We start from the raw sequence: 22,755 nt of genomic DNA, 5'->3' as shown, positions 1-22,755 counted from the left end.
AAACCTGTACCACAACGCAAAAAAGAAGGCCGATTCCATCTGGAATCGGCCTTTTTAATTAAGCTGTCCCGTCCTGAAATAGGTTTACACCCAAAGGACCTATTTTATGAAAAAGGAAGAAACTCAAAGAGTAAAGCGTACTCAGCGGGACTACACAATGGGCTTTAAATTGTCCGTTGTGGCATTAGTTGAAAAGGGTGAAATGACCTACAAGCAGGCCCAAAGGGCCTATGGAATCCAAGGTCGCAGCACTGTTTTAAAGTGGCTTCGTAAACATGGCAGCCTTGACTGGAGCAAGCCAATGGTACATCAGAAAAGAATGCCAAAATCCAAAGAGACTCCAGCACAAAAGATTAAGCGTCTTGAAAAAGAGCTTCAGGAAGAGAAGATCAAAACTATGCTTCTCAACGAAATGATTGATATTTCTGACAGAGAACTGGGTACTTCCATAAGAAAAAAACTTACCCCCGAGCTGCACGAGGTCTTCAGGAAACAAAGCAAATAAGTTTATCTGCTTGCTGTAGACAGCTCGGGGTGAGTCGGCAATCGATATATCAGGCTGAAAAACGCCATAAGGTACGGGAAAAACAGTTCCAAGAAGTAAAGAAACTTGTTTTGAGTCTGCGGGCCAGAATGCCTCGGCTGGGAACGCGTAAGCTTTATTTTTTATTGCGTGAGAAATTTGTAGCTCGTGGAATCAAGCTTGGGCGGGATGCTTTTTTCGCATTATTGCGCAGAGAGCATTTACTGATAAAAACAAGAAAAAATTACACAAAAACTACAAATTCAAAGCATTGGCTCAAAAAACATCCTAATTTATTGAAGGAGTTTAAGCCTCAGTATTCAGAAGAAGTCTTTGTTAGTGATATAACTTACGTAAAAACGTTAAATAAAACATACTATCTATCACTAATCACAGACTCTTTTAGCAGAAAAATTGTAGGTCACAATTTGAGTTCTGATCTTAGTGCCGAAGGGACCACTAAAGCTTTAGATATGGCTATCAAAAACCGAAAAACGCGAAACAAAACAATCCACCATTCAGATCGTGGATTGCAGTACGCATCGTCCATTTATCAAAACAAACTCAAGAAAGCCGAAATGGTCCCATCTATGACAGATGGGTATGATTGTTACCAAAATGCGTTAGCTGAACGTATAAATGGAATTTTAAAACAAGAATTTTTGGTGGTTAAATGCACTAGCTTTGATGAGTTAAATTCACTCGTAAAAGAGTCTATTGAAATATATAATTCTGAACGTCCTCATCTTAGTTTGAAAATGAAAACACCGAACCAAATACATAAACAGGGCTGTGGGGGTACCCCCACAGCCCTGTAGTAAACCAATTAACCGTCAATCTATTTTAGGACGGCTCAAGCATTTGAAATCGATCTATGCATTCTGCGGATAATCGGTAACCAGCCCGGTCACACCCCACTCAGTGAGCCGCTTCATATCATCCACTTCATTAACTGTGTATGGATTAATCGCCAATCCGGCATCACGCGCGGCCTTGACCTTCTCTTCGGTAAGAAAGCGGAATCCCGGATGCCAAGCGTCTGCATTAGCAATACGGGCTGCTTCAAGCGGATCTCCGGCATATTTATGCTCGGTCAGAACTCCAGTAAGAATATGCGGGGCGACTTCTTTACTCCTGCGCACGTAATCGTGATTAAAGGAAGAAACCACCACCTGATCATCCATGGATTGCGCCCGGATAACTCCAAGCACCTTTTCCACAATATCACCGGCAAGAGAATCCGGGACCGCTTTGCTGAGATCCTTGATCTCAACATTGATCCACATATCCAGCTCCCTGCTGAGTCTCAGGGCCTCAATCAGCGTGGGGATGCGCAAATCAGCCGGAAGATTTTCCGGCAGTTCCCGCCAAGGCTGCTCAATATATTTTGGCGGGCAAAAACGGCGCGGGAAAACATCAGCGCTAAGCTCCTTTATTTCGGTAAGGCTGAACCTCCACGGCAGAGCCGGAGGATTACCGATAAACAGCGGATGAACGCTGGCATTGGTGGACCGCAGCAAATTCAGGTCGTGAAGGATAATTACCTCCCCGTCCTTGGTAACCTGCACATCAAGCTCCCAGCCGTCTGCCCCGGCCTCTTTGGCCTTACGTACTGCTGCAAGAGTATTTTCAGCCGCAAGGGAACGTCCCCCGCGGTGCGCCCAAATCAAAGGACGCTCATTTATTAAAGATAAAGACATTGTATAATCCTAATGATTCAAAATCTGCTCCAAGAACATGCGACTGCGCTCTTCCTTGGGTGCGGTAAAGAACTCTTTCACCGGTGCATATTCCACGATCTGGCCTTTATCCATGAAAACCATGGTATCGGCCACTTCACGGGCAAAACCCATTTCGTGGGTTACGCAGATCATGGTCATGCCCTGCTCAGCCAGCTCTCGCATTACATCGAGAACTTCCTTAATCATTTCCGGGTCAAGGGCCGAGGTGGGTTCGTCAAAAAGCATGATCTTGGGCTGCATGGCCAAGGCGCGGGCAATTGCCACACGCTGCTGCTGACCGCCGGAAAGCTGCCCGGGAAACTTATTGGCCTGCTCAGCGATACCCACACGCTTGAGATAGGAATGAGCAAGATCAACAGCCTGTTTGCGGGGCATGCTGCGCACATGAATGGGACCGGAGATAACGTTATCGAGGATGGTCATATGCGGGAACAGGTTGAACTGCTGGAAAACCATACCCACCTCGCGGCGGACACGTTCAATCTGCTTCACATCATTGGTCAGCGGTGCACCGTCAACAACGATGGAACCTTCCTGATGCTCTTCGAGCCTGTTGATAGTCCTGATGAGGGTTGACTTACCAGAACCGGACGGTCCGCAGATAACCACCTTCTCCTGCTGACGAATCTGAAGGTTGATATCTTTCAGTACATGGAACTGCCCGTACCATTTATTAAGTCCCTGTATATCGATCACAACCGGGCTGTCCCCGAGATGTGTAGCTGTATTTGTGTGCTGGGATGTCATTATATTTCTCCTCTATTTACTTGCGGAAGGCATCTTGCGTTCAAGATATTGGCTGTAGCTGGAAAGGGCGTAGCAAAGAATCCAGTACCAGAAGGCTATGAATACATAAGCTTCCTCCAGCCTGCCGAACCATTTGGGGTTGGAGGTGGTGGCGAATGCGATTTGCAGAAGGTCCACCAGACCTACGATGCCCACGAGGGAAGTATCTTTCAGGATTCCGATAAAGTTGTTGACCATGGGCGGGATAACAATGCGCAGAGCCTGCGGCAGGATTACCACGATGGTCTTTTTCCAATAGCTCATGCCCAGCGCGTCAGCAGCCTCGTACTGGCCTTTGCTGATGCCCTGTAAACCGCCACGGATATTCTCCGCAAGGTAGGCGGAAAAGAACATGGTAATACCGACCAAGGCACGCAGAACCTTATCCAACTCCATACCCGCAGGCAGGAACAAGGGCAGAACTACGGAAGCCATGAACAGAATAGTGATTAAAGGCACACCACGAATAAGTTCGATATAGGCCACGCAAAACGGTTTCGCGATAGGCATGTCCGAAGTACGGCCCAATGCGAGCAGAACGCTGAGGGGAAAAGCTGCCAGCATGGCGACAATGGAAAGCATGATGGTAAGCATCAAGCCCCCCCAGTAGTGTGTTCCCACCACGGGCAGACCGATAATTTCGCCGCCGTAAACAAGAGCAAAAACAACTATGGGTGAAACAAACCAGAGGATTTTAAGCCATCTGCTGCGACGATAGGATGCCACAAGACTGAGACTGACCAGAATTACCACGATGCACAGGGCGATCAGCGGACGCCAGCGCTCTTCTGCAGGATAAACCCCGGTCATGAACACGGGCCACATTTCACGTATAAAGCCCCATGCCGCCCCGGTGTATTCCTTGGCAACTTCCGGGTCGAGGGTAATGGAGGCATTAGTTACCGCCCACTCCCAAAAGGGAGCCACCGCCGACCAGATGGCCCAGCAGGAAACAACGGTCAGCATAGCGTTATACCAAGGGCAGAGCAGATTCTTGCACACCCAGCCGATTACCCCCACCTGAGTTGCCGGGGGCTGTCTGTCAGGAATATCTTGAATCATACTACCTCTCCACCAACGCTACTTTGCTGTTGTAAATATTCATTCCAAAAGAAATGAGCAGGGAAATGCACAGGTAAACACCCATCCAGATGCCCACAATCTCCACTGCCTGACCGGACTGGTTCAGGATAGTTCCGCCGACACTGACGAATTCGGGATAACCGATAGCCACAGCAAGAGAGCTGTTCTTGGCGATAGCCAGATATTCACTGGTCATAGGCGGAACGATGATACGCATGGCCTGCGGCAGGATAACGATACGCATAACCTGACGCTCATTCATTGCCAGAGCACGGGCGGCCTCGCGCTGTCCCTTGGAAACAGCCTCAATACCGGAACGGATAATCTCGGCGTTGAAAGCAGAAACGTACACTGTCAGCCCGACCACAAGCGCGGTGAATTCCGGGGTCAGCCCGGTACCGCCCTTGAAGTTAAAGCCCTTGAGTACGGGGAAATCGAGAGTAAAAGGCTGTCCGCCGGCCAACCATGCCAATGCAGGCAAACCAATCAGCACAGCAAGGCCAGGAAATAAAGTTTTAACAGGCTTCCCTGTTTCATCAAGAATACGCTTTGCCCGTCTGCGAATGACCCAGATAGCGGCAAATCCAACAACAACGGCAGCACAAAAGAGCCACGCCCCCTGCTGAGGAACCAACGCAGGCATGTAAAGCCCGCGCTTATTAAGGATCAACCAGCCACCGATATCAATGGACTTACGGACATTGGGCAACTGCTGCAGAACGATGAAATACCAGAAAAAAAGTTGCAGCAGAACAGGCAGGTTACGGTTAAGCTCCACATACCAGCGGCAGATATTGGAAAGCAGCCAGTTTGGGGAAAGACGTCCGAGCGCCACCAGCAGTCCAAGAATGGTCGAGGCCACACAACCGATGACCGTAACTTTCAAGGTATTGCCTAGACCTGTAAGCAAGGCCATGAAATAGCTGGAAGATTCCGTATAATGCGCAATTTCAACGCTGTCCCGGAAGATATAGAGTGTCAGCATGGGCAAACCGATGCTGAACAGCAGACAGACTGAGAGCCACTTGCTGTTCATAGGCCGATCAGACTTACTCTTCAGGTGACGTGAAATCAGCTGCGAAATTACAAGCCCGGCTACAAGGCTGACCAGAAACCAGAGCAGTCCACCCTGCGGTAAGGGGATTCCGGTCACCTCGCCGATGCGAAATCCGGCTTCATGATCCAGAAAACCGAAACCGGAACTGATACCACGTGTTTCAAGGTTGACCAGTGTATTCCGGTACATGGAAACTGCCAGCCAGAGAAAACCACCGACCATGCAGAGCTGGAACATCCAAGCCCTTCCCTGCGGACTGCGCCAGAAAGGAACCTTTTCCTGCGGTGCGAAACGTTCGGACATAGAAAAAACCTTTGCTTAAAATAAAAAAACGCGCCGGGAAAACTCCCGGCGCGAATACTACATTATATAGACCTAACGGAAAGGCGGTGCGTAGATGAGGCCACCCTCATTCCACTGCTTGTTGAGTCCGCGCTCCATGCGCAGGGGAGTCTTGGGGCCGAGGTTACGGTCAAAGATTTCACCGTAGTTACCAACGGTTTTAATGATGCGTACAGGAGCGTCCTTATCAAGGCCGAGGTCGGTCCAGAGGGAACCGGTCTTACCCAGCATACGCTGAACTTCGGGATCCTGACTCTTGGCAAACATTTCTTCAACGTTAGCCTGAGTAACACCCTTTTCTTCAGCAGCCATGGTCAGCCAGATAGTCCAGCGGACAATGTCAGACCACTGGTTGTCGCCATGACGTACAACAGGACCGAGGGGTTCCTTGGAGATAACTTCGGAAAGGATGATGTGGTCTGCGGGCTTCTCCATCAGGGAGCGCTGAGCAGCAAGGCCGGAAACGTCGGTGGTATGAACGTCGCAGCGACCGGTATCGTAAGCTTTACGGACATCAGGCTGTTTGTCGAAAACAACAGGAGTAAAGCTCATGCCGTTTTTGCGGAAAAAGTCGGAAATGTTCAGCTCGGTGGTAGAACCGGTCTGCAGACAAACAGTTGCGCCATCCAGATCCTTGGCATTAGTGATACCGAGTTCTTTGCGGACCATCATGCCCTGACCATCGTAAAGGGTGGTCACGGTAAAATCGAGGCCGAGCTTGACGTCACGGCTCATGGTATGGGTGGTTGTGCGGGAAAGGATATCAATTTCACCGGACTGCAAAGCAGGCAGACGCTCTTTGGATGTAAGCGGGGTGTATTTGATTTCGGGAACATTAACAGCGGCAGCAACTGCGCGGATAAAATCAACATCAAAACCAACACGATTACCGTTGCTGTCCAGAGCGGAAAAACCGGGGTTTTCAATGTGGGTACCAGCCTTAAGAAAGCCGTCTTTCTTGACGTTTTCCAAGGTGCCGGCCTGAGCAATGGATGCCATAGCCACAATCATCAAACAAATGAAAGAAGTACGAAAAAGAGACATTTAACTACCTCCACCCTCAAAACTTCACAACGCAACATTGTGAGGGAATTCCAATCCGTATATCATATAATACGGATTTGCGCTGCATAGATATTGCCGCCCTTCGGAAATGAAATCTCTCCCATTTCCGATGACAGCCATCCTGTTAACTCACTGTATGCAACTGTGATACACTGTTGCCAAGATCAGCTCAACTGGTTTAAACCAGTTTTTACAAAAAAAAGTTACAACTTCGTGATGACTCTGAAAAAATTATGTGCCAAGTTGAAATCTTGAACTCTTAAAAACACAACTAAATCATGAAAAAAACCAGATATTACGAAACAGTGCAGAACTTGATCCTGAAACGACTGGCTTCAGGAGAACTGAAACCGGGAGATAAACTCCCCTCGGAAAGAACCCTCTGCGCAGAACTGGCCTTGAACAGAAACACCATCCGCCACGCCCTGCTGAAATTGCAGCGGGACGGTAAAATTTTCAGGCTGGAACGAAAAGGATGGTATGTAAATCCCATCCGCATGGTCTACAACCCCGCCGACCACGTTAACTTCGCCCAACTGGCTGCATCACAAGGCAGGAAAGCGGAATGGACCACAGAAGACAACGGTATCATCACCATCAAAGAAGAAATGGAAACATATACTGATGATGGATTTGCAGCCGGGACGAAAGTCTATTCCATGGAGAACACCTTCTTCCTTGATGACCAGAAGGTAGCCCGCACCCTGAACTATATTAATGCGGAAAAACTGGAAGGAATTGTCCCTAAAACTGCCGAAAGGGCTATGACCCAGGTTGTTACAGAGGAATACGGACTCAGCCTGAAGCAAAGAAACCTGCTCATAAGACCGCTCCTGCTGCCGAAAGATGTCACATCTCATCTTGGGATCACACACGGATCTCCGGGAATTTACGTCCGACGCATTAAAACCGACGGTAAAGAAACAGTACTCACAGTAGAACACGAATACTGGCGCTTTGACGCTATTGAACTGCGAGTGGACCAGAATTAATTTTCAATCCAATAAAAATGCCCGCAATTTCATCCTAGAAATTGCGGGCATTTTTGTTTTGATAAAAATCTTTATTGCCCTTCGGCATGCTCTTCCATTACAGCAAGCAACTGGCCGGTCTTTTCAGCTTCTTCGGTCATACCTATCTCTGTAAATCCCCGGAAAGATTCGCGCACAACAGCCAAACCGTCCTGAATGTTGCCGGAGACAAAAAGGAGTTGTCCGAGCAATTCCCCGGCAAAGCAATGACCTTTGGATTCACCCAGCTTCTGAAACCTCGAATAAGCTTCCATGAGCATAAGCAGAGCCTGCTCCTGATTGCCTTCACTTATCTCAAGCTTAGCCATTTCATAAAGGGTTTCGGCCTTACCTCTGGAATCACCGTTTTTCTCACATTCCTTGAGTCTGTTTTCGTATTCCGCCTTCAAATCTGCTGACTGGTCCATATTTTCTCCAAGATTGTTTTATGCTTTGTGCGCTAGGGATATTAACGGTTTTTACAAACGTCAAGATGCATTCCCCCGCAAGGAAAAACAGTTCCTCCTGCTTATTAATAAGCTCAACCCCCGCAACCGTTATCGATTGCGGGGGCTGGGAGCGTGAGGGATAATGAACCTGGCTGACACCACGTCCGTTATTTATTTTATTAATACCCTGACCATTAATCCGACCACGTCACACTAATGCAGAAGGTTCGGCAGGAATGTGATGATCGGCGGACAGAACGTCATTACCAGCAGAGAAACCAACAGGGCTATCAGATATGGGGTCGAAGCCTTCATAACCTTTTCCAGAGGCACCTTGGTAATTGCGCTGGCAACAAACAGATCCAGTCCTACAGGAGGTGTGATACAGCCGATTGCAAGGTTGATAACCATAAGCACACCGAAGAACAGCGGATCAATTCCCAATTGGACTGCTACAGGCAGGAATATCGGAGTCAGAATGACAACTGCAGCAGAAGCATTGATAAGCGTACCGATGAAGAGCAGCAGTATGTTCATCATGATCAGAAACATAGCAGGAGAACTGGTCAGGGATACAATGTATGCCCCGATATGATGGGGAATTTCAAGGTTTGTGAGCATCCATCCGAAAACCTTGGCAGCACCGACAATGAACATAATCATTGTGGTTCCCATGACAGCCTGAAAGATAATCCGCGGAAAATCCTTGAGGGTCAGTTCCTTGTAAATGAAGAAACCGACAAAGATGCCGTAAACCGCTGCCACAGCAGCAGCTTCGGTTGGAGTGAATATTCCGCCATAGATTCCGCCGATAATAATTACCGGTGTCATCAATGCCCAAAAGGAATCCTTGAAGGATTTGAGTAAATGAATGAAAGAGAATGATCCTTCCGCCGGAATACCTTCTTTCTTGGCAATAACGTAGCTTACCAGACACATGGTCAGACCCATGACCAGTCCGGGAATCATTCCCCCCATGAAAAGGTCACCGATGGATGCGCCTGCGATAACCCCGTAGACAACCAAAGTAATGGATGGAGGAATAACAATACCTACAGTTCCGCCGGCAGCGACGATACCGGTTGCCAATTCACGGCGGTACCCTTTTTTCTCCATCTCATCGACCATGGTTGAGCCGATGGCGGCGGTAGTAGCTGCTGACGAACCGGAAATTGCTGCAAAGAACATCCCCGAAACCGCAACAACCTGAGCCAGACCGCCGGTAAACGATCCGACCAGAGCCTGTGCAAAATTAACAAGCCTTGAAGTTACGCCGCCTGCAGACATAAAAGATCCTGCCAGCATGAAAAAAGGGACGGCCATAAAGGAAAAGGAATCAATGCCGGAGTACATGACCTGAGTGATCATGACCTGCGGTATTTCCATGTAGTAGTAGAGAATTATTGATACGGAAAGGCCCAGAGCATACGCGACCGGAACTCCCAGAAAGGTCAGACCCAAAAATGAACCGAGCAATACTGCTTCCATGACTACCTCCCCGCTTCCGCTTTCTGTTCTACGACAGCGTCAGTCCCGCAGCGCTCTTTGATCTGTTTGAAAATTCTTACCGTATCTTTGATCAGGTAGAGAATCATCAGGAATGCGCTGATGGGAATAATGGAATAAACGACACTCATGGAAATCCCCAGTCCCGGAGCGACCTGAAAAGTCATGACGGAAGTCATCTTGGCCCCCTGAATCAACAGGAGCATAGTAAAGGCATAGCTGCAAAGGTTGATCAAAATTTCCAGTACCAGCCCTGAAGCAGTACCCTTGAATTTAGTGGGCAGAATTTGGACAGCCAGATGCCCGCTCTCGCCCATTATCAATGCTGAACCAAGGAAAACAACCCAGACAAAAAGGAATCTTGCCAACTCTTCAGACCACTCAAAGGTGTGCCCGAAAAAATATCTGGTTACCACCTGAAAAAAAATCAGGCCGAGCATGACGGTCATTGAAGTTACGGAAATCCAGTACAGGACCGCACGCAGTTTTTCGAATAATTTATCCATCAGGAATCCTCCCTGAGAATCCGGAGCCGGGAATTTACCCGGCTCCGATTGAAACGGCTATTTTTTCAGAGCATTAATTCTGTCAATGTTGTCCTGCCCTACAACCTTCGCAAACTTTTCATAAACAGGCTTGGTTGCTTCAGCGAACTGCTCGCGGTCAACTTCAGTGATTTTAATTTTTCCGGTTCCTTCGATGAGGGTCCAGTATTCATCATCCTTTTCAGTGGAGAACTTGCGCTGCCAGTCGATTGCTTCTTTAGCTGCTGACACGAGGATTTTCTGCTGTGCAGGATTAAGTCTGGACCAGCTGATCATGGACATTACCAGCGGTTCCGGAGCATAGGAGTGAGCGGTCTTGGATGCATATTTCTGAACTTCGAAAAATCGTTTGGTCCAGATATGGGCACTGGGGTTTTCCTGCCCGTCAACAGTACCCTGCTGCATTGCGGAATAGAGCTCACCGAAAGCCATGGGAGTTGGTGATGCTCCGAGGGATTTCATCATTTCAATGTAAATTTTGTTGGTCATGACCCTGATTTTAAGGCCTTCCATGTCAGCAGGAGTCTTGACTTCACGGACGTTGTTGGTCAGGTGGCGGATACCGTTTTCCATGTATCCGAGGAGTTTGATACCCTTGGGTTCAAGAGCTTTCCCAAGATCCATACCGACGGTATCAAGAGATTTGTAGGTGTGTTCACGATCCTGAAAAAGGAAAGGCATATCGAAAATTGAAATCTGAGGCTGGAACTGACCGAGTACGGCAGTTCCCACCAAGGCCATGTCAACGGTCCCGAAAATAAGACCCTCGATCAAGTCCTTCTGGCCGCCCAGCTGAGAGGAAGGAAAAACCTTTACAATAATTTCTCCACCGGATTTTTCCTTAACAAGTTCGGCGAATTTCTCCGCTCCCTGTCCATAAGGATGCACGGGCTCTGCAATATGTCCCAGCTTGAGAACCACTTTACCTGCAAATGCGGGAACCGACATTGCTGCAATCAGCACCAGCGCACATATTACTGCTAATAAACGTCTCATAAACCCTCCTCTGCTTCGGCAGATTTTCATTTTTTTCATAGAACTTCTTCCCAACTTTCAAACCTGAAGCCGAATCTATATGAAAAAATGAAGGAGGTGCTATTAACGGTTTAATATTCTTTTTATTCTTTACGGTAATTTTGTTCATTTTGTTCATGGGAATGAAAAAACAAACAAGAAAAGGCAGGCTATACCGGAAGGCGCCAGAATCAATAATAATTATTCACCATCAGCGAGACAAATCAGTTCCTGAAATACTTCCGCTCAGGGCGTCCTACGGTGCCGTATACTACATCAGGATAAATACTGCCGATTGACACAAGGTATTCCAGATAACGCCGGGCAGTAGACCTGCTGGCTCCAATTGTCTCGCCCACTTCTTCGGCACTGATTCCTTGCTGCTTATCAGAGTTACCATCAGCAAAAACAGCCTTGACCTTCTTCAAGGTCAAAGGATCAATCCCCTTAGGCAAAGTTTCAGAATCCGAACAGGATTCGGACAAGGAAGAGGCCGGATTAAGATTTCGTATGCTGTCCACGTCACTTTGCTCAATAGCTTCCTCTGAACGGAGGCGCTGGAAATATTCGCCGAATTTTTCGAGACAGGTCACGAAACGGTCAAGAATAACCGGCTTGATGATATAGTCAAAAACCCCGCCACGAAGGGCTTCCTTGAGCGGTCCCATCTCACGGGCAGCGGTAATAAGTATCACATCAGTTTCAATGCCCTGAGTACGAATTTCGCGCAGCAGGTCAAGACTGGTGCCTTCCGGGAAATATAAATCAAGAAGTATCAAATCAGGTTTGTACAGCTCAATCATGGTCTTGGCATCATCAAGACCCTGAGCAATAGCCACCACGCTGAACCCCGGCACCCTCTCGGTAAAACGGCGGTGAAGGTCAGCTATTCTGGCATCATCCTCGACGATTACAACTTTTACATCGATCATACTACAGTACACCTGACTTTCGGAATTATCACGGAAAAGAGGGTTCCGCCGGACTGGGCAGCTGAAACGGAAACAAATCCACCGAGTTCATCAAGACGCTGGCGAACCAGATAAAGCCCCAACCCCCGGCGGGAACTTCCCTTGGACGATATCCCCTTCTCAAAAATCTTCTCTATCTGATCCGGTGAAACACCGGGACCTGAATCCTCAATCTCAAAAACAATATCATTTCCAAGATCGGTAAAGGAAAGAAAGACCTTGCGATTGTCCTTATCCTGCTCCAGCACGGCCTCAAAAGCATTGTCCAGCAGGTTGCCGACAACAGTAACTATTTTCTCCTGCTTGATCCAATCCGGAACATCAACCATGGTGCTTTCACGGTCCACTTTGAAATTTATTTTCAGTTCCTTGGCCCGATTGTATTTACCAAGCACAATGGCTGCAATAACCGGATGGGGCACGGCTTTGTTTAAAAATCTGATAATATCCTCGTACCCGGATGATTCCCTGGAAACAAGGTCAAGAGCCTCCTGATAGGCTTCGATCTGGATCAGTCCGGCAATAGTGTGAAGCTTGTTTGAATATTCATGTGTTTGCCCTCGCAACAGTTCGGAATACTCCTGAATGCTTGAAAGCTCATGGGAAATACGGTCCAATTCATCTTTGCGCCGGAAGCTGGCAACCAGCCCCTTGATTGATCCATCCTTAAGAACCGGAACAATGTTGAAAATCAACTCCTGACCGTTAACGATCCGTTCCTGATCGAATTCGCTTTCGCCGGTAGTCAGGGCATGCTTGAGTCCTGCACAGGGGATCACGTCATCGATATGCTTGCCGACCAATTCCGCTGAATAGAAGCAGGTATAATTAAGTGCAGCCTTATTGGCCAGCCGGATTTCCCCCCTGTGGTCCGTGGCAATAACCCCCTCTCTAATGGTTTCCAGCACGGCCCCTCGTTCGAGGTAAAGGTTGGTGATTTCCGCAGGCTCAAGGTTGAGGGTAATCTTTTTAAGATGACGGGCAATACAGGCTGTAATGGCAAAACCGAGTACAGTCAGAAAAAGAATAAAGACTAGAGGACGATCCATGTGCTCGGCAATGCTCTTCTTAACACTGTCAGAAAGGTAACCGACAGAAACAAAGCCTATGATTTCATCATCTTCAGAAAAAACAGGTACAAACGCACGTATGGACCTGCCCAGTGTTCCGACCGCTTCCGAGACATAGGATTTGCCTTCCTTGAGAACCGGCCCGGTATCTCCGCCGACAAAGGTCTTGCCGATCCTATCCGGAACCGGATGGGAAAAACGCTTGTTTTCCACATCTCCCACAACAATAAATGTAGCCCCGGTATTTTTGCGTATATTCTCAGCCAGTATCTGAATCCTTCCTCCGGGATCATTGCGCATCAATTCAGACCTGATCATGGGAGTATGGGCTATTGACTGCGCCGTCTGGAGGGCACGCAACCCGATCTGTTCCTTGAGCAGGTTGGACGTAAGATCGAAGATAAGAAACAAGGTGATACCTAATTGGGTCAGGACGAGACCGGCGACCATATAGGCAAGGTAATGCTGTATGGTCTTTGGTTTTACGGCAGTCAGGATCTTGTACAAACGCATGGAAACCTTCCCCCTGCAATTTTGTTCCGGAATCATGGTTTATGGCGGAAAAGCACATATCTCAGGTCGCCCTTCAATGAACAGACTGCATATACAACTGTCATCTGAAACACTTGATCCGTATCAGTCTAAAATAATGTTTGCAAATCAACACCTGCTGAATTTCCCGACAGGCTATTTACATTTAAAAAAACAAGACTATACTCAAAAAGGTGCTGCCTATCCCGTTTTCCGGGCGGCATTACGAGGAGGTTACATGAAATTAAAACGCTACATTGGATTACTTACTCTCATCACTGTACTCATCCTGCCCGTATACGCACATGCGGACGGACTGCCTTCCTTTGTGGAGCTGGCTAAGAAATGCGGCCCCGCCGTGGTCAACGTCAATACTGTGAAAATGGTCGAAGTGGGCAACCCCATGGAAGACTTTTTCAAATTCCACGGCAAAGGCGGAGACAATCCTTTCGAGGATTTCTTCAAGCAGTTTAATAATCGTGGAAACAACAATCAGCCCAAACAGAAACGCAAAACAGGCTCGCTGGGGTCCGGTTTTATCATTTCCAAGGACGGATTCGTGGTCACAAACAACCATGTTGTCGCCTCTGCGGATGAAATCACGGTCAAGCTCCAGAATGACGGGCACGAATACCCGGCAAAAATCATCGGCCGGGACAAAGAAACCGACCTTGCCCTCTTGAAAATAGAAGTGAAAAAAGAGCTGCCCTTCCTTGAATTCGCAAACTCGGACAAAGCCGAAGTTGGCGAATGGGTACTGGCCATCGGCAACCCCTTCGGTTTAGGACATACTGTAACCAAAGGGATTATCAGTGCCAAGGGGCGCATCATCGGTGCAGGTCCTTTTGACAACTTTATTCAGACCGATGCCAGCATCAACCCCGGAAACTCCGGCGGACCGCTCATCGACCTGAATGGACGTGTCATCGGCATCAACACCGCCATCATTGCCAGCGGTCAGGGAATCGGTTTTGCAATCCCCAGCAACATGGCTGAAAACGTCATCACCCAGCTTAAGACCGACCATAAGGTCAGCCGCGGCTGGCTCGGCGTAACCATTCAGGATGCTGATGCCAAGACCGCCAAGGCTCTCGGTCTGCAAAATGAAAAAGGTGCGCTGGTCAACTCTGTGAATCCCGGCGATCCCGCAGACAAGGGCGGCATGAAGGTCGGAGACGTCATCCTCAAGGTTGACGGCGAAAAAATCGACGACACCAACGACCTGCTGCGCACTGTAGCAGCCCTGCCTCCGGGCAAGGCCGTAAGTATTCAAGTATGGCGCAAAGGACGCGAGAAGAACCTGCGCATCGTGCTTGGCGAACGCAACGGCAAGAATGTTGTGGCTGAAGCCGAACAGATGTCCCCCAAGGCAGCAGAAGAAAACCTTGATGACCTCGGACTGGTGGTTCGCAGGGTAAACCGCAAAGCTGAAGCTGAATCCCTTGGACTGGACAGGCCCGAAGGGCTGCTGGTCATCGAAGTAATGCAGGGAACACCGGCTGAAGATGCAGCCATCGCAGTCGGCGATGTAATTATCGAAGCCAACCAGCATAAAGTTAATTCCATCACTGACCTGCAGAAAATCATTAATAGTGAAGGTAAAAAACGCGGATTGGTTATGCTGCTCCTGAAACGTCAAGGCCATAACATCTTCCGGACTATAGAACTGAAAGAGAAATAATCTCCCGAAAGTTGTCAACTCTCAATTGCCCCGTCCTGAATATCATCAGGACGGGGCTTCCTAATTCAAACTCTTTACGTTATTAGACTGCCCATGAACAAAACAATTCTTACCGCCCCGGCTAAGGTCAACCTTTACTTGAAAATCGTCCGCAAAAGAGAGGACGGTTATCATGAGCTGGACACCTTATTTCACCCCTTTCCCGCTTTAGCTGACACCCTTGAGGTGACTGAAAGCGGAGAAGGCTGTACCATCCACTGTGCGGATTTCGACCTTCCGGCGGAAGACAACCTTATTTACAAGGCTTGGGATAAATATGCTGCGGCAACCGGATTCCGTCCGGGACTGCATATTGAACTGACCAAGCGCACTCCCACCGGGGCCGGACTTGGCGGCGGCAGTTCCGATGCCGCATCCATGCTCCGTTTCCTTAACACCCACCCCGACAGTCCGGGACTTGAACATGACAAGCTGAACGCACTGGCAGCGGGGCTTGGCGCGGACGTCCCCTTCTTTTTACTGGATGGTCCTGCGTGGGCAAAAGGTATTGGTGAAATTTTATCGCCTTCAGAGGTTGACCTTTCCGGCCTGACCGCGTTATTAGCCTGCCCGGATGTGCACGTGAACACCGCATGGGCATACAAGGCATGGTCCAACCGTGACCGCTCCACTAATTTGAAAAAAAGTGGAGGCTTTGACTTGACAACGTCAGCCTGCGGTAATAATAGAACGGCCTCCAAAACGAGGGTGACTTTGTTCAATGACTTTGAAGAGGTTGTCCTTCCCGAGTTTCCCAAAATCAGGGAGACAAAGGAGTATCTGTTGAAAAATGGAGCCTGCGGAGCTGTCATGAGCGGAAGCGGGGCGAGCGTCATCTCTTTCTTTAAAGATGATGAAGCAGCAAAAAAAGCTGCCACCGGCTTGAAATCAATAAACATTGACTCTGTTCTTCACAGGTTTTGAAAATTTTAATATAGATATATTTCACATAATCTGTGCAGGGATGTCGCCAAGTTGGCAAGGCACGTGGTTTTGGTCCACGCATTCGAGGGTTCGAGTCCTTCCATCCCTGCCAAATTCATTTCTCATCCGAGAGGTCAAGTTGGAGACCGACATGAACGGTGAACTCAAGATTATCAGCGGCTCGTCAAATCTGGCGCTTTCAGAAGCAATCTGTGACCATCTCGGCAGCACACTTACTCCCTGCCTGCGTGAAAAATTCAGTGATGGTGAAATCCGCATCGAGATTCAGGATAACGTCCGCGGCTGCGATGTTTTCGTAGTCCAGTCTACCTGTGATCCGGTGAACTTTCATTTCATGGAACTGTGCCTCATGCTGGACGCGCTTAAAAGAGCAAGTGCCCGCCGAGTAACTGCAGTTGTTCCTTACTATGGATACGCCAGACAGGACCGCAAGGTTTCTCCCCGCGCACCCATCAGTGCAAAACTCTGTGCCGACTGCCTGACTGTTGCAGGCATGCAGCGTCTGGTTACTATCGACCTGCACGCGGGCCAGATTCAGGGATTTTTTGACCTCCCCGTAGACAACATTTATGCAGCACCCGTCCTGCTGGACGAACTGCGCACCCGTGACGATGACATGGTTATGGTTTCCCCTGATGCAGGCGGAACCGAGCGCGCAAGAGCATACGCCAAACGTTTGAACGCAGGCCTTGCTATTGTTGATAAACGCCGCGACGCTCCCAACCAGGCTAAAGCCATGCACGTTATCGGCGAAGTAAAAGATAAAGTCTGCGTAGTCATGGATGACATGATCGACACCGCAGGCACCATGTGCCAGGCAGCTAAGGTTCTCATGGACCACGGCGCTAAAGACGTAATTGCCTGCGCAACCCACCCGGTTCTTTCCGGACCGGCTATCGACAGGCTGGCTGCAGCACCTTTTTCCGAGGTGATTGTAACTGACACCCTGCCTGTTCCCGAAGAGAAAATTGCTAACTGCAACGGCAAGATTAAAATCAAATCCGTCGCCGGAATTCTCGCCAAGTGCATTCACAACGTGCACTCCGAGTCCTCCGTAAGCGTACTCTTCGTATAACATTGCCTATTCCCACCCTCTGTCGGTCTTTTTGAGCGACAGCAGGTTAACCATAAGGAGAAAATAATGTCTGAAAAAGTAACCTTCAAAGCTGAGCTGCGTACCCAAACCGGTAAATCCGCAAACCGCAAGCTTCGCAATCAGGGTCTGGTTCCCGTTGTCTTCTATTCTCAGGACGGCGAAAACCTCGTTCTTTCCGTTAACGAAAACGAATTCCTGAAAATGTACCGTAAAGTCGGTACCACCCGCGTTTTCAGCCTCGACGTAGACGGTAAGACCTACGACACCCTGATCTGGAAAGTGCAGATGGACCCCGTCCGTCCTCGCCCCAACCACATCGACTTCCTCGGTGTTTCCAATGACCGTACCATCAAAGTCGACGTTCCCGTCGTAACCGAAGGTAAGGCACCCGGTGTTAAACTCGGTGGCCGCATGGCTATTTACCGCCCCAAGCTCACCGTATCTTGTACCGCTGCAACCCTTCCTGCTGAAATCGTTGTAAACATTTCCAGCATGAACGTTGGTGACACTGTATTCGTAAACGAAATTGACCTCGGTGAAGGTGCTTCCGTTGTTTTCGACAACAACTTCGCACTCGTTCGCTGTGCCGCTGGCCGCGGTTCTGCTAAAGCAGCTGAAGAAGCAGAAGAAAAATAGGTCTTTACTAGTATACTCATTTTCGGGCCCCGGTTTATCCGGGGCCTTTGCCGTTTGTTAAGCAGGGACATTATCATGGAATACAAAGCACTTATCGTAGGACTGGGTAACCCCGGACCGGAATACGCCAAAACCAGACACAATATCGGTTTTATGGCAGTTGATGCTTTGGCAGAAATGGCAGCATCCCGCAAAAGCATGCGCTACAAGGAAATGGGAATTTCCGGCGACTTCGAACTTTTCAGCCTCAATATAGCCGGAACCAGCGTGCTGGCAACCAAACCGCTAACTTACATGAACCTGAGCGGTAAGGCTGTTGCAGCCATCTGCGGCAAATATTCCATTGCCGTATCTGATGTCTACGTCATCCATGATGAACTGGACCTTCCCTGCGGAAGGATGAAATTCAAAAAAGGCGGTGGCAACAACGGCCACCGGGGCCTTGAATCCATTCAGGAGAAAATGGGATCTCCGAATTTCTTCCGCGTAAGGATTGGCATCGGCCGTCCGGAATTTTCCTCACAGGTCAAAGACTATGTACTTGAGGAATTCAATACGCAGGAACTTGAAGTCGCAGCCCAGATGTCACAGGCAGCAATAAAAGGGCTGAACCTGCATTTCAGGCGCGGTCAAGGAACGGCAACCCAGTTCATGAACAGTTTCATGCCTGATCTTCCTGAAACCGAACCGTAGACTATTTTTTACAATTCAGTTATAATAACTTTTCGTAGCAATTCCCTCTTAATAAAATAATTATTAATATAGAGGGTAAAAGAAATGGGAAGGGCCTGTAAACCCGTTTTCAGCTAATCCTGAATTACACGTAACCGCGCCACCACCATCTCGGGATATCCCCGAAATTCGCACCGACCTTTCCAAGCATTTCTTTTGCAATTCCAAGGAGCCATGAGTGTTTGAGCTAGACCAGTTGGTTGTCTACCCTTCGCAGGGAGTAGGCAAAGTAGAACGTATCGAAAGCCAGGAAATCGGCGGAGCAACCGCTGAATTTTATATTGTCCGCATTTTAAGTAACAATGTTACGCTCATGGTTCCGGTCATGAACGCGCATAACGTGGGTCTTCGCGCTGTCTGTGACAAGGACGCGGGCATGAAAATATTTGAAAGCCTCAAAGACAGATCTGATTTCACCGGTTACACCGGTCAGAACTGGAACAGACGCTACCGTGAGTACTCTGAAAAACTCAAAAGCGGTGACCTTCAGGATGTGGCTTACGTGCTTAAAGAACTGTTCCTGATTGGTCGCGATAAAGAACTTTCCTTTGGCGAACGCAGACTCCTTGAGCAAGCTATGGGTCTTGTTTCTATGGAGCTTTCCTTTGCTCTCGGCCTTGATCAGGATGAAATCAAGGATGAGATCAATGCACTTTTCAGTGACGTTCTGGAAAAGCAGGATGAGGAATCCTAAAAATCCTGTTCAAACGACTTGTCATAAACGATTCTTTCAGTTAATGCCCTATGAGTTACAGGCTTTAGAATGCTTCATGTTTCACCAGAAACAGCTAACAAAGCATTCTTAACAAGCAAGACTGCAACTAGGGTGGAGCAAGAATCAAAGACAGTACCAAAGTCGGTATATTCGAACAGATAAACAGCCCCTCACTCAGGAAAATCCAATATAATTTCCATCATCTAGTTAATGATAAAGCATTTCGATAAATGCATGAACACTTTATGTGTGCATTGCTGCCGCTTTCCGTTAACTTAAAAATATTTTTAAACTTTTTAAATCCGGTTATACAGTATGGGCCAAGACAAAAATATACAAAACCTGAACCTGACTGAACTAAAACAGAAGAAGATGTCAGACCTAATGGATCTGGCAGCTAAATTCAAAGTTGAAAACCCCAGCGGTATGCGCAAGCAGGAACTTATTTTCGCACTGCTTCAAGGTTGCGCGGCGCAGAACGGACAGATTTACGGTGAAGGCGTCCTGGAAGTCCTTCCCGACGGTTTCGGTTTCCTCCGTTCACCCACCTACAGCTACATGCCCGGACCGGACGACATTTATGTTTCCCCCTCCCAGATCAGAAGATTCGGCCTGCGCAAGGGTGACATTATTTCCGGCCAGATTCGTCCTCCCAAAGAAGGCGAGCGCTACTTCGCACTTCTCAGAGTAAATGAAATCGGACTTGAGCCGCCGGAACACTCCAGAAATCTGGTTCTTTTCGACAACCTGACTCCAGTATACCCGGACAACCGTTTCAAAGTGGAAAACGGACCCAAGAATTTCAGTTCCCGGGTAATCGACATTCTTTCCCCTATCGGTCGTGGACAGCGCGCCCTGCTCGTTGCACCGCCCCGTACCGGTAAGACCATGATGCTGCAGAACATCGCAAACTCCATCAACGCCAATCATCCGGACGTTGATCTCATTGTTCTGCTCATCGACGAACGCCCCGAAGAAGTTACCGACATGGCAAGAACTGTTAAGGCTGAAGTGGTCAGCTCCACTTTTGATGAGCCTCCGCAGCGCCATGTGCAGGTTACCGAGATGGTTCTTGAAAAGGCCAAACGCCTTGTTGAGCGCAAACGTGACGTTGTCATCCTGCTCGACTCCATCACCCGTCTCGGCCGCGCATACAACGCCGTAACCCCTTCCTCAGGCAGGGTTCTTTCCGGTGGTCTGGATGCCAACGCAATGCAGCGTCCCAAAAGATTCTTCGGCGCAGCCCGCAACATCGAAGAAGGCGGCAGCCTGACCATCATCGCCACCGCACTCATTGATACCGGATCCCGCATGGACGAGGTTATCTTTGAAGAGTTCAAGGGAACCGGTAACATGGACCTTTACCTTGACCGCAAGCTCGCTGAAAAGCGTGTCTTCCCGGCTATCGACATCAACCGTTCCGGTACCCGTAAGGAAGAACTCCTCCTTGATGACGGAGTTCTCAACAAGGTCTGGATCCTGCGCAAGCTTCTTGCCCCCATGAACTCCATCGATTCCATGGAATTCCTGCTCGATAAGATGAAGGGCACCAAAAACAATGACGAATTCTTCGACATGATGGGCAAATAACAGCCCCGGTTCATAAAAGAATTATAAACCCCGCAAGTTCTGCTTGCGGGGTTTTCTTTTTGCTTCCTTCCTTTACAAGCCGCCATTCAAAACTTACTCTCTTCAACATAAATCTAATTTTTCAACATCACATATAGATTCAACAGATTTCAGTATGTCCATCAGAAATAAAATTCATCTCCAGATCATATCGTTAATGCTGATCTTTTTTTTCAGCCTGAGCATAACTCCACAGGCCATTGCAAATTCACTTTTCGGCGAGTTCACAGTCAAAGATGAAATCAAACTCGGCGGCGAGTTTGATAAGATGGTCCGCAGCAGGCTTCCGATTATCCTCGACCCGCAAATTGACGGCTATATTAAACACTTGGTAGCGAAGGTTGCCAGACACATCCCTCCCCAACCATTTCCGATTACCGCTACCGTTATACGCAACAATTCCATGAATGCGTTCGCGGTTCCGGGCGGCTATGTATATGTATACACCGGCCTGATTCTGAACATGAAACATGAGGCTGAGCTTGCAGCGGTTATCGGCCACGAACTTGCCCACGTGTCACTGCGCCACGTGGCCCGCCGCATGGAAAAAATGAAGATGGTCAACTTTGCCAGCATGCTCGGCACATTGGCCGGTATGCTGGTCGGCATAGCCGGTGGCGGCAGCAATATGAGCAACCTCGGTTCAGCCATTGCCATGGGCTCTATGGGCGGCGCCCAGAGTGCATACCTTAACTATACGCAGGAAAACGAAAGGGAAGCTGACCATCTAGGCATGAACTATCTTGTTGCCGCCGGTTACAACCCGCAAAGCATGATCGATGGTTTCAAGGTAATGAAACAGCGTCAATGGCATATCAGCAACACAAATATACCTACTTATCTTTCCACACACCCCGGTCTTGATTCACGTATCGAATACCTGCAGGACCGCTTCAAGCGCATGCCTCCGGAGTATTTCATGCGCAAAGATGACGATGCAACTTTTTTCAAAGTTCAAACCCTGATCAGGGCAAGGCTGACTTCGCCGGACGTTGCCCTTGCCCACTATATGGCTATACCTGAAAATGAACGCACCTGCCTCGACCATTTAGGGCTCGGAATTGTTTACACGCGAATAAAGCAATACAAAAATGCTGAGCTTGAATTTGATCAGGCACATGCTCTTTGCCCTGATGAGACCTTGATCCTGCGGGAACAGGGCCGCTTCTATTTTACCGTTGGAGACATGGATAAAGCCTCCCCGCTGTTGCGCGAGGCCTACCTGCGTGAGCCGCGTGATGCCATGACCCTTTTCTTTATCGCCCGCATTGAAGGAACAAGGAAAAACTACAAGCAAGCCATCCTGACAATGCGCAAGGTCGCGGAAATGGTTCCTTACGATCAGGAAATTCACTACCATCTTGGACGCATGCTCGGAGAATCAGGGAATTACTTTGAAGCCCACACCCACCTCGCATACGCAGCGTTATACGGCCGGGACATGAAGCAAGCCCAATTCCACCTCCACAAAGCTGAAGGACTGGCAAAAACCAAGAAACAACGCGAAGAACTTGCTGAATTGCAGGAAACTATCAATCCGAAACCGCCCGAGGAAGAGGACAATGGAAAGCTTGAATGATCCGGGCTT

The 22,755-nt window shown here is 48.6% G+C and carries 21 protein-coding genes and 1 tRNA gene; 11 read left to right on the top strand and 11 right to left on the bottom strand.

Features of this window, described 5'->3' with window-relative positions; translation table 11 throughout:
• Nucleotides 1-106: 106 nt before the first annotated feature.
• A protein-coding gene (locus ACKU40_RS00835; protein WP_320173021.1) for an IS3 family transposase occupies nucleotides 107-1,341 on the top strand; the annotation gives its coding sequence in 2 pieces (ribosomal slippage) (nucleotides 107-461 and nucleotides 461-1,341; 1,236 coding nt in all).
• Between the two features lie 54 nt (nucleotides 1,342-1,395).
• On the opposite strand, the gene ACKU40_RS00830 is transcribed toward ACKU40_RS00835, so the two are convergent.
• The 5 genes from ACKU40_RS00830 to ACKU40_RS00810 all read right to left on the bottom strand — a co-directional run bounded on the left by ACKU40_RS00830 (nucleotide 1,396) and on the right by ACKU40_RS00810 (nucleotide 6,577).
• Complete coding sequence (locus tag ACKU40_RS00830; RefSeq protein WP_320174650.1) at nucleotides 1,396-2,223, bottom strand: glycerophosphodiester phosphodiesterase family protein; 828 nt, start codon at nucleotides 2,221-2,223, stop codon at nucleotides 1,396-1,398.
• Between the two features lie 9 nt (nucleotides 2,224-2,232).
• Nucleotides 2,233-3,012, bottom strand: a complete 780-nt coding sequence (locus ACKU40_RS00825; protein ID WP_320174649.1) for an amino acid ABC transporter ATP-binding protein — start codon at nucleotides 3,010-3,012, stop codon at nucleotides 2,233-2,235.
• Nucleotides 3,013-3,024: 12 nt separating this feature from the next.
• On the bottom strand, nucleotides 3,025-4,113 hold the full coding sequence (locus ACKU40_RS00820; protein ID WP_320174648.1) for an amino acid ABC transporter permease: 1,089 nt from the start codon (nucleotides 4,111-4,113) through the stop codon (nucleotides 3,025-3,027).
• Between the two features lies 1 nt (nucleotide 4,114).
• On the bottom strand, nucleotides 4,115-5,494 hold the full coding sequence (locus tag ACKU40_RS00815; protein ID WP_320174647.1) for an ABC transporter permease subunit: 1,380 nt from the start codon (nucleotides 5,492-5,494) through the stop codon (nucleotides 4,115-4,117).
• A 72-nt stretch (nucleotides 5,495-5,566) separates the two neighbouring features.
• Nucleotides 5,567-6,577, bottom strand: coding sequence for an amino acid ABC transporter substrate-binding protein (locus ACKU40_RS00810; RefSeq protein WP_320174646.1), 1,011 nt, complete (start codon nucleotides 6,575-6,577; stop codon nucleotides 5,567-5,569).
• 299 nt (nucleotides 6,578-6,876) lie between these two features.
• On the opposite strand from ACKU40_RS00810, the gene ACKU40_RS00805 reads away from it, so the two are divergent.
• A complete protein-coding gene (locus tag ACKU40_RS00805; RefSeq protein ID WP_320174645.1) occupies nucleotides 6,877-7,590 on the top strand; it encodes a GntR family transcriptional regulator in 714 nt (237 codons plus the stop codon).
• 71 nt (nucleotides 7,591-7,661) lie between these two features.
• Here the strand turns inward: ACKU40_RS00805 and ACKU40_RS00800 are convergent, their stop codons facing one another.
• The 6 genes from ACKU40_RS00800 to ACKU40_RS00775 all read right to left on the bottom strand — a co-directional run bounded on the left by ACKU40_RS00800 (nucleotide 7,662) and on the right by ACKU40_RS00775 (nucleotide 13,676).
• Nucleotides 7,662-8,036: a hypothetical protein gene (locus tag ACKU40_RS00800; RefSeq protein WP_320174644.1), complete on the bottom strand. Its 375-nt coding sequence runs from the start codon at nucleotides 8,034-8,036 to the stop codon at nucleotides 7,662-7,664.
• 234 nt (nucleotides 8,037-8,270) lie between these two features.
• Nucleotides 8,271-9,545, bottom strand: a complete 1,275-nt coding sequence (locus tag ACKU40_RS00795; RefSeq protein ID WP_320174643.1) for a TRAP transporter large permease — start codon at nucleotides 9,543-9,545, stop codon at nucleotides 8,271-8,273.
• 2 nt (nucleotides 9,546-9,547) lie between these two features.
• The gene (locus ACKU40_RS00790; RefSeq protein ID WP_320174642.1) at nucleotides 9,548-10,069 is read right to left on the bottom strand and encodes a TRAP transporter small permease; all 522 of its coding nucleotides are present in this window, start codon (nucleotides 10,067-10,069) and stop codon (nucleotides 9,548-9,550) included.
• A gap of 57 nt (nucleotides 10,070-10,126) precedes the next feature.
• Nucleotides 10,127-11,104: a DctP family TRAP transporter solute-binding subunit gene (locus tag ACKU40_RS00785; RefSeq protein ID WP_320174641.1), complete on the bottom strand. Its 978-nt coding sequence runs from the start codon at nucleotides 11,102-11,104 to the stop codon at nucleotides 10,127-10,129.
• A gap of 242 nt (nucleotides 11,105-11,346) precedes the next feature.
• On the bottom strand, nucleotides 11,347-12,054 hold the full coding sequence (locus ACKU40_RS00780) for a response regulator (RefSeq protein WP_320174640.1): 708 nt from the start codon (nucleotides 12,052-12,054) through the stop codon (nucleotides 11,347-11,349).
• Nucleotides 12,051-13,676 (bottom strand): sensor histidine kinase, encoded by a 1,626-nt coding sequence (locus tag ACKU40_RS00775; protein WP_320174639.1) that lies wholly within the window; start codon nucleotides 13,674-13,676, stop codon nucleotides 12,051-12,053. Before ACKU40_RS00775 ends, ACKU40_RS00780 begins: the two co-directional genes overlap by 4 nt.
• A 256-nt stretch (nucleotides 13,677-13,932) precedes the next feature.
• On the opposite strand from ACKU40_RS00775, the gene ACKU40_RS00770 reads away from it, so the two are divergent.
• The 9 genes from ACKU40_RS00770 (at nucleotide 13,933) to ACKU40_RS00730 (ending at nucleotide 22,746) form a co-directional block, all read left to right on the top strand.
• Entirely contained in the window at nucleotides 13,933-15,375 is a 1,443-nt protein-coding gene (locus ACKU40_RS00770; RefSeq protein ID WP_320174638.1) for a DegQ family serine endoprotease, read from the top strand.
• A gap of 93 nt (nucleotides 15,376-15,468) precedes the next feature.
• Complete coding sequence (gene ispE / locus ACKU40_RS00765; RefSeq protein ID WP_320174637.1) at nucleotides 15,469-16,338, top strand: 4-(cytidine 5'-diphospho)-2-C-methyl-D-erythritol kinase; 870 nt, start codon at nucleotides 15,469-15,471, stop codon at nucleotides 16,336-16,338.
• Nucleotides 16,339-16,374: 36 nt separating this feature from the next.
• A tRNA-Gln gene (locus ACKU40_RS00760) sits at nucleotides 16,375-16,450 on the top strand.
• A 39-nt stretch (nucleotides 16,451-16,489) separates the two neighbouring features.
• Entirely contained in the window at nucleotides 16,490-17,434 is a 945-nt protein-coding gene (locus tag ACKU40_RS00755; protein ID WP_320174636.1) for a ribose-phosphate pyrophosphokinase, read from the top strand.
• Nucleotides 17,435-17,500: 66 nt separating this feature from the next.
• The gene (locus ACKU40_RS00750) at nucleotides 17,501-18,091 is read left to right on the top strand and encodes a 50S ribosomal protein L25 (RefSeq protein ID WP_320174635.1); all 591 of its coding nucleotides are present in this window, start codon (nucleotides 17,501-17,503) and stop codon (nucleotides 18,089-18,091) included.
• A 75-nt stretch (nucleotides 18,092-18,166) separates the two neighbouring features.
• Nucleotides 18,167-18,784: an aminoacyl-tRNA hydrolase gene (pth, locus tag ACKU40_RS00745; protein WP_320174634.1), complete on the top strand. Its 618-nt coding sequence runs from the start codon at nucleotides 18,167-18,169 to the stop codon at nucleotides 18,782-18,784.
• Nucleotides 18,785-19,001: 217 nt separating this feature from the next.
• Nucleotides 19,002-19,517 carry a CarD family transcriptional regulator gene (locus ACKU40_RS00740; RefSeq protein ID WP_320174633.1) on the top strand — a complete coding sequence of 172 codons (516 nt, stop codon included), beginning with the start codon at nucleotides 19,002-19,004 and terminating at the stop codon, nucleotides 19,515-19,517.
• 336 nt (nucleotides 19,518-19,853) lie between these two features.
• Entirely contained in the window at nucleotides 19,854-21,128 is a 1,275-nt protein-coding gene (rho, locus tag ACKU40_RS00735) for a transcription termination factor Rho (protein ID WP_320174632.1), read from the top strand.
• A 154-nt stretch (nucleotides 21,129-21,282) separates the two neighbouring features.
• Nucleotides 21,283-22,746 (top strand): M48 family metalloprotease, encoded by a 1,464-nt coding sequence (locus ACKU40_RS00730; protein ID WP_320174631.1) that lies wholly within the window; start codon nucleotides 21,283-21,285, stop codon nucleotides 22,744-22,746.
• Nucleotides 22,747-22,755 lie beyond the last annotated feature (9 nt).

The organism is Maridesulfovibrio sp., assembly GCF_963666665.1.
GTDB lineage: Bacteria > Desulfobacterota > Desulfovibrionia > Desulfovibrionales > Desulfovibrionaceae > Maridesulfovibrio.
The sequence above is the reverse complement of the archived record's forward strand: the minus strand, read 5'-3'. Positions and strand labels throughout refer to the sequence as shown.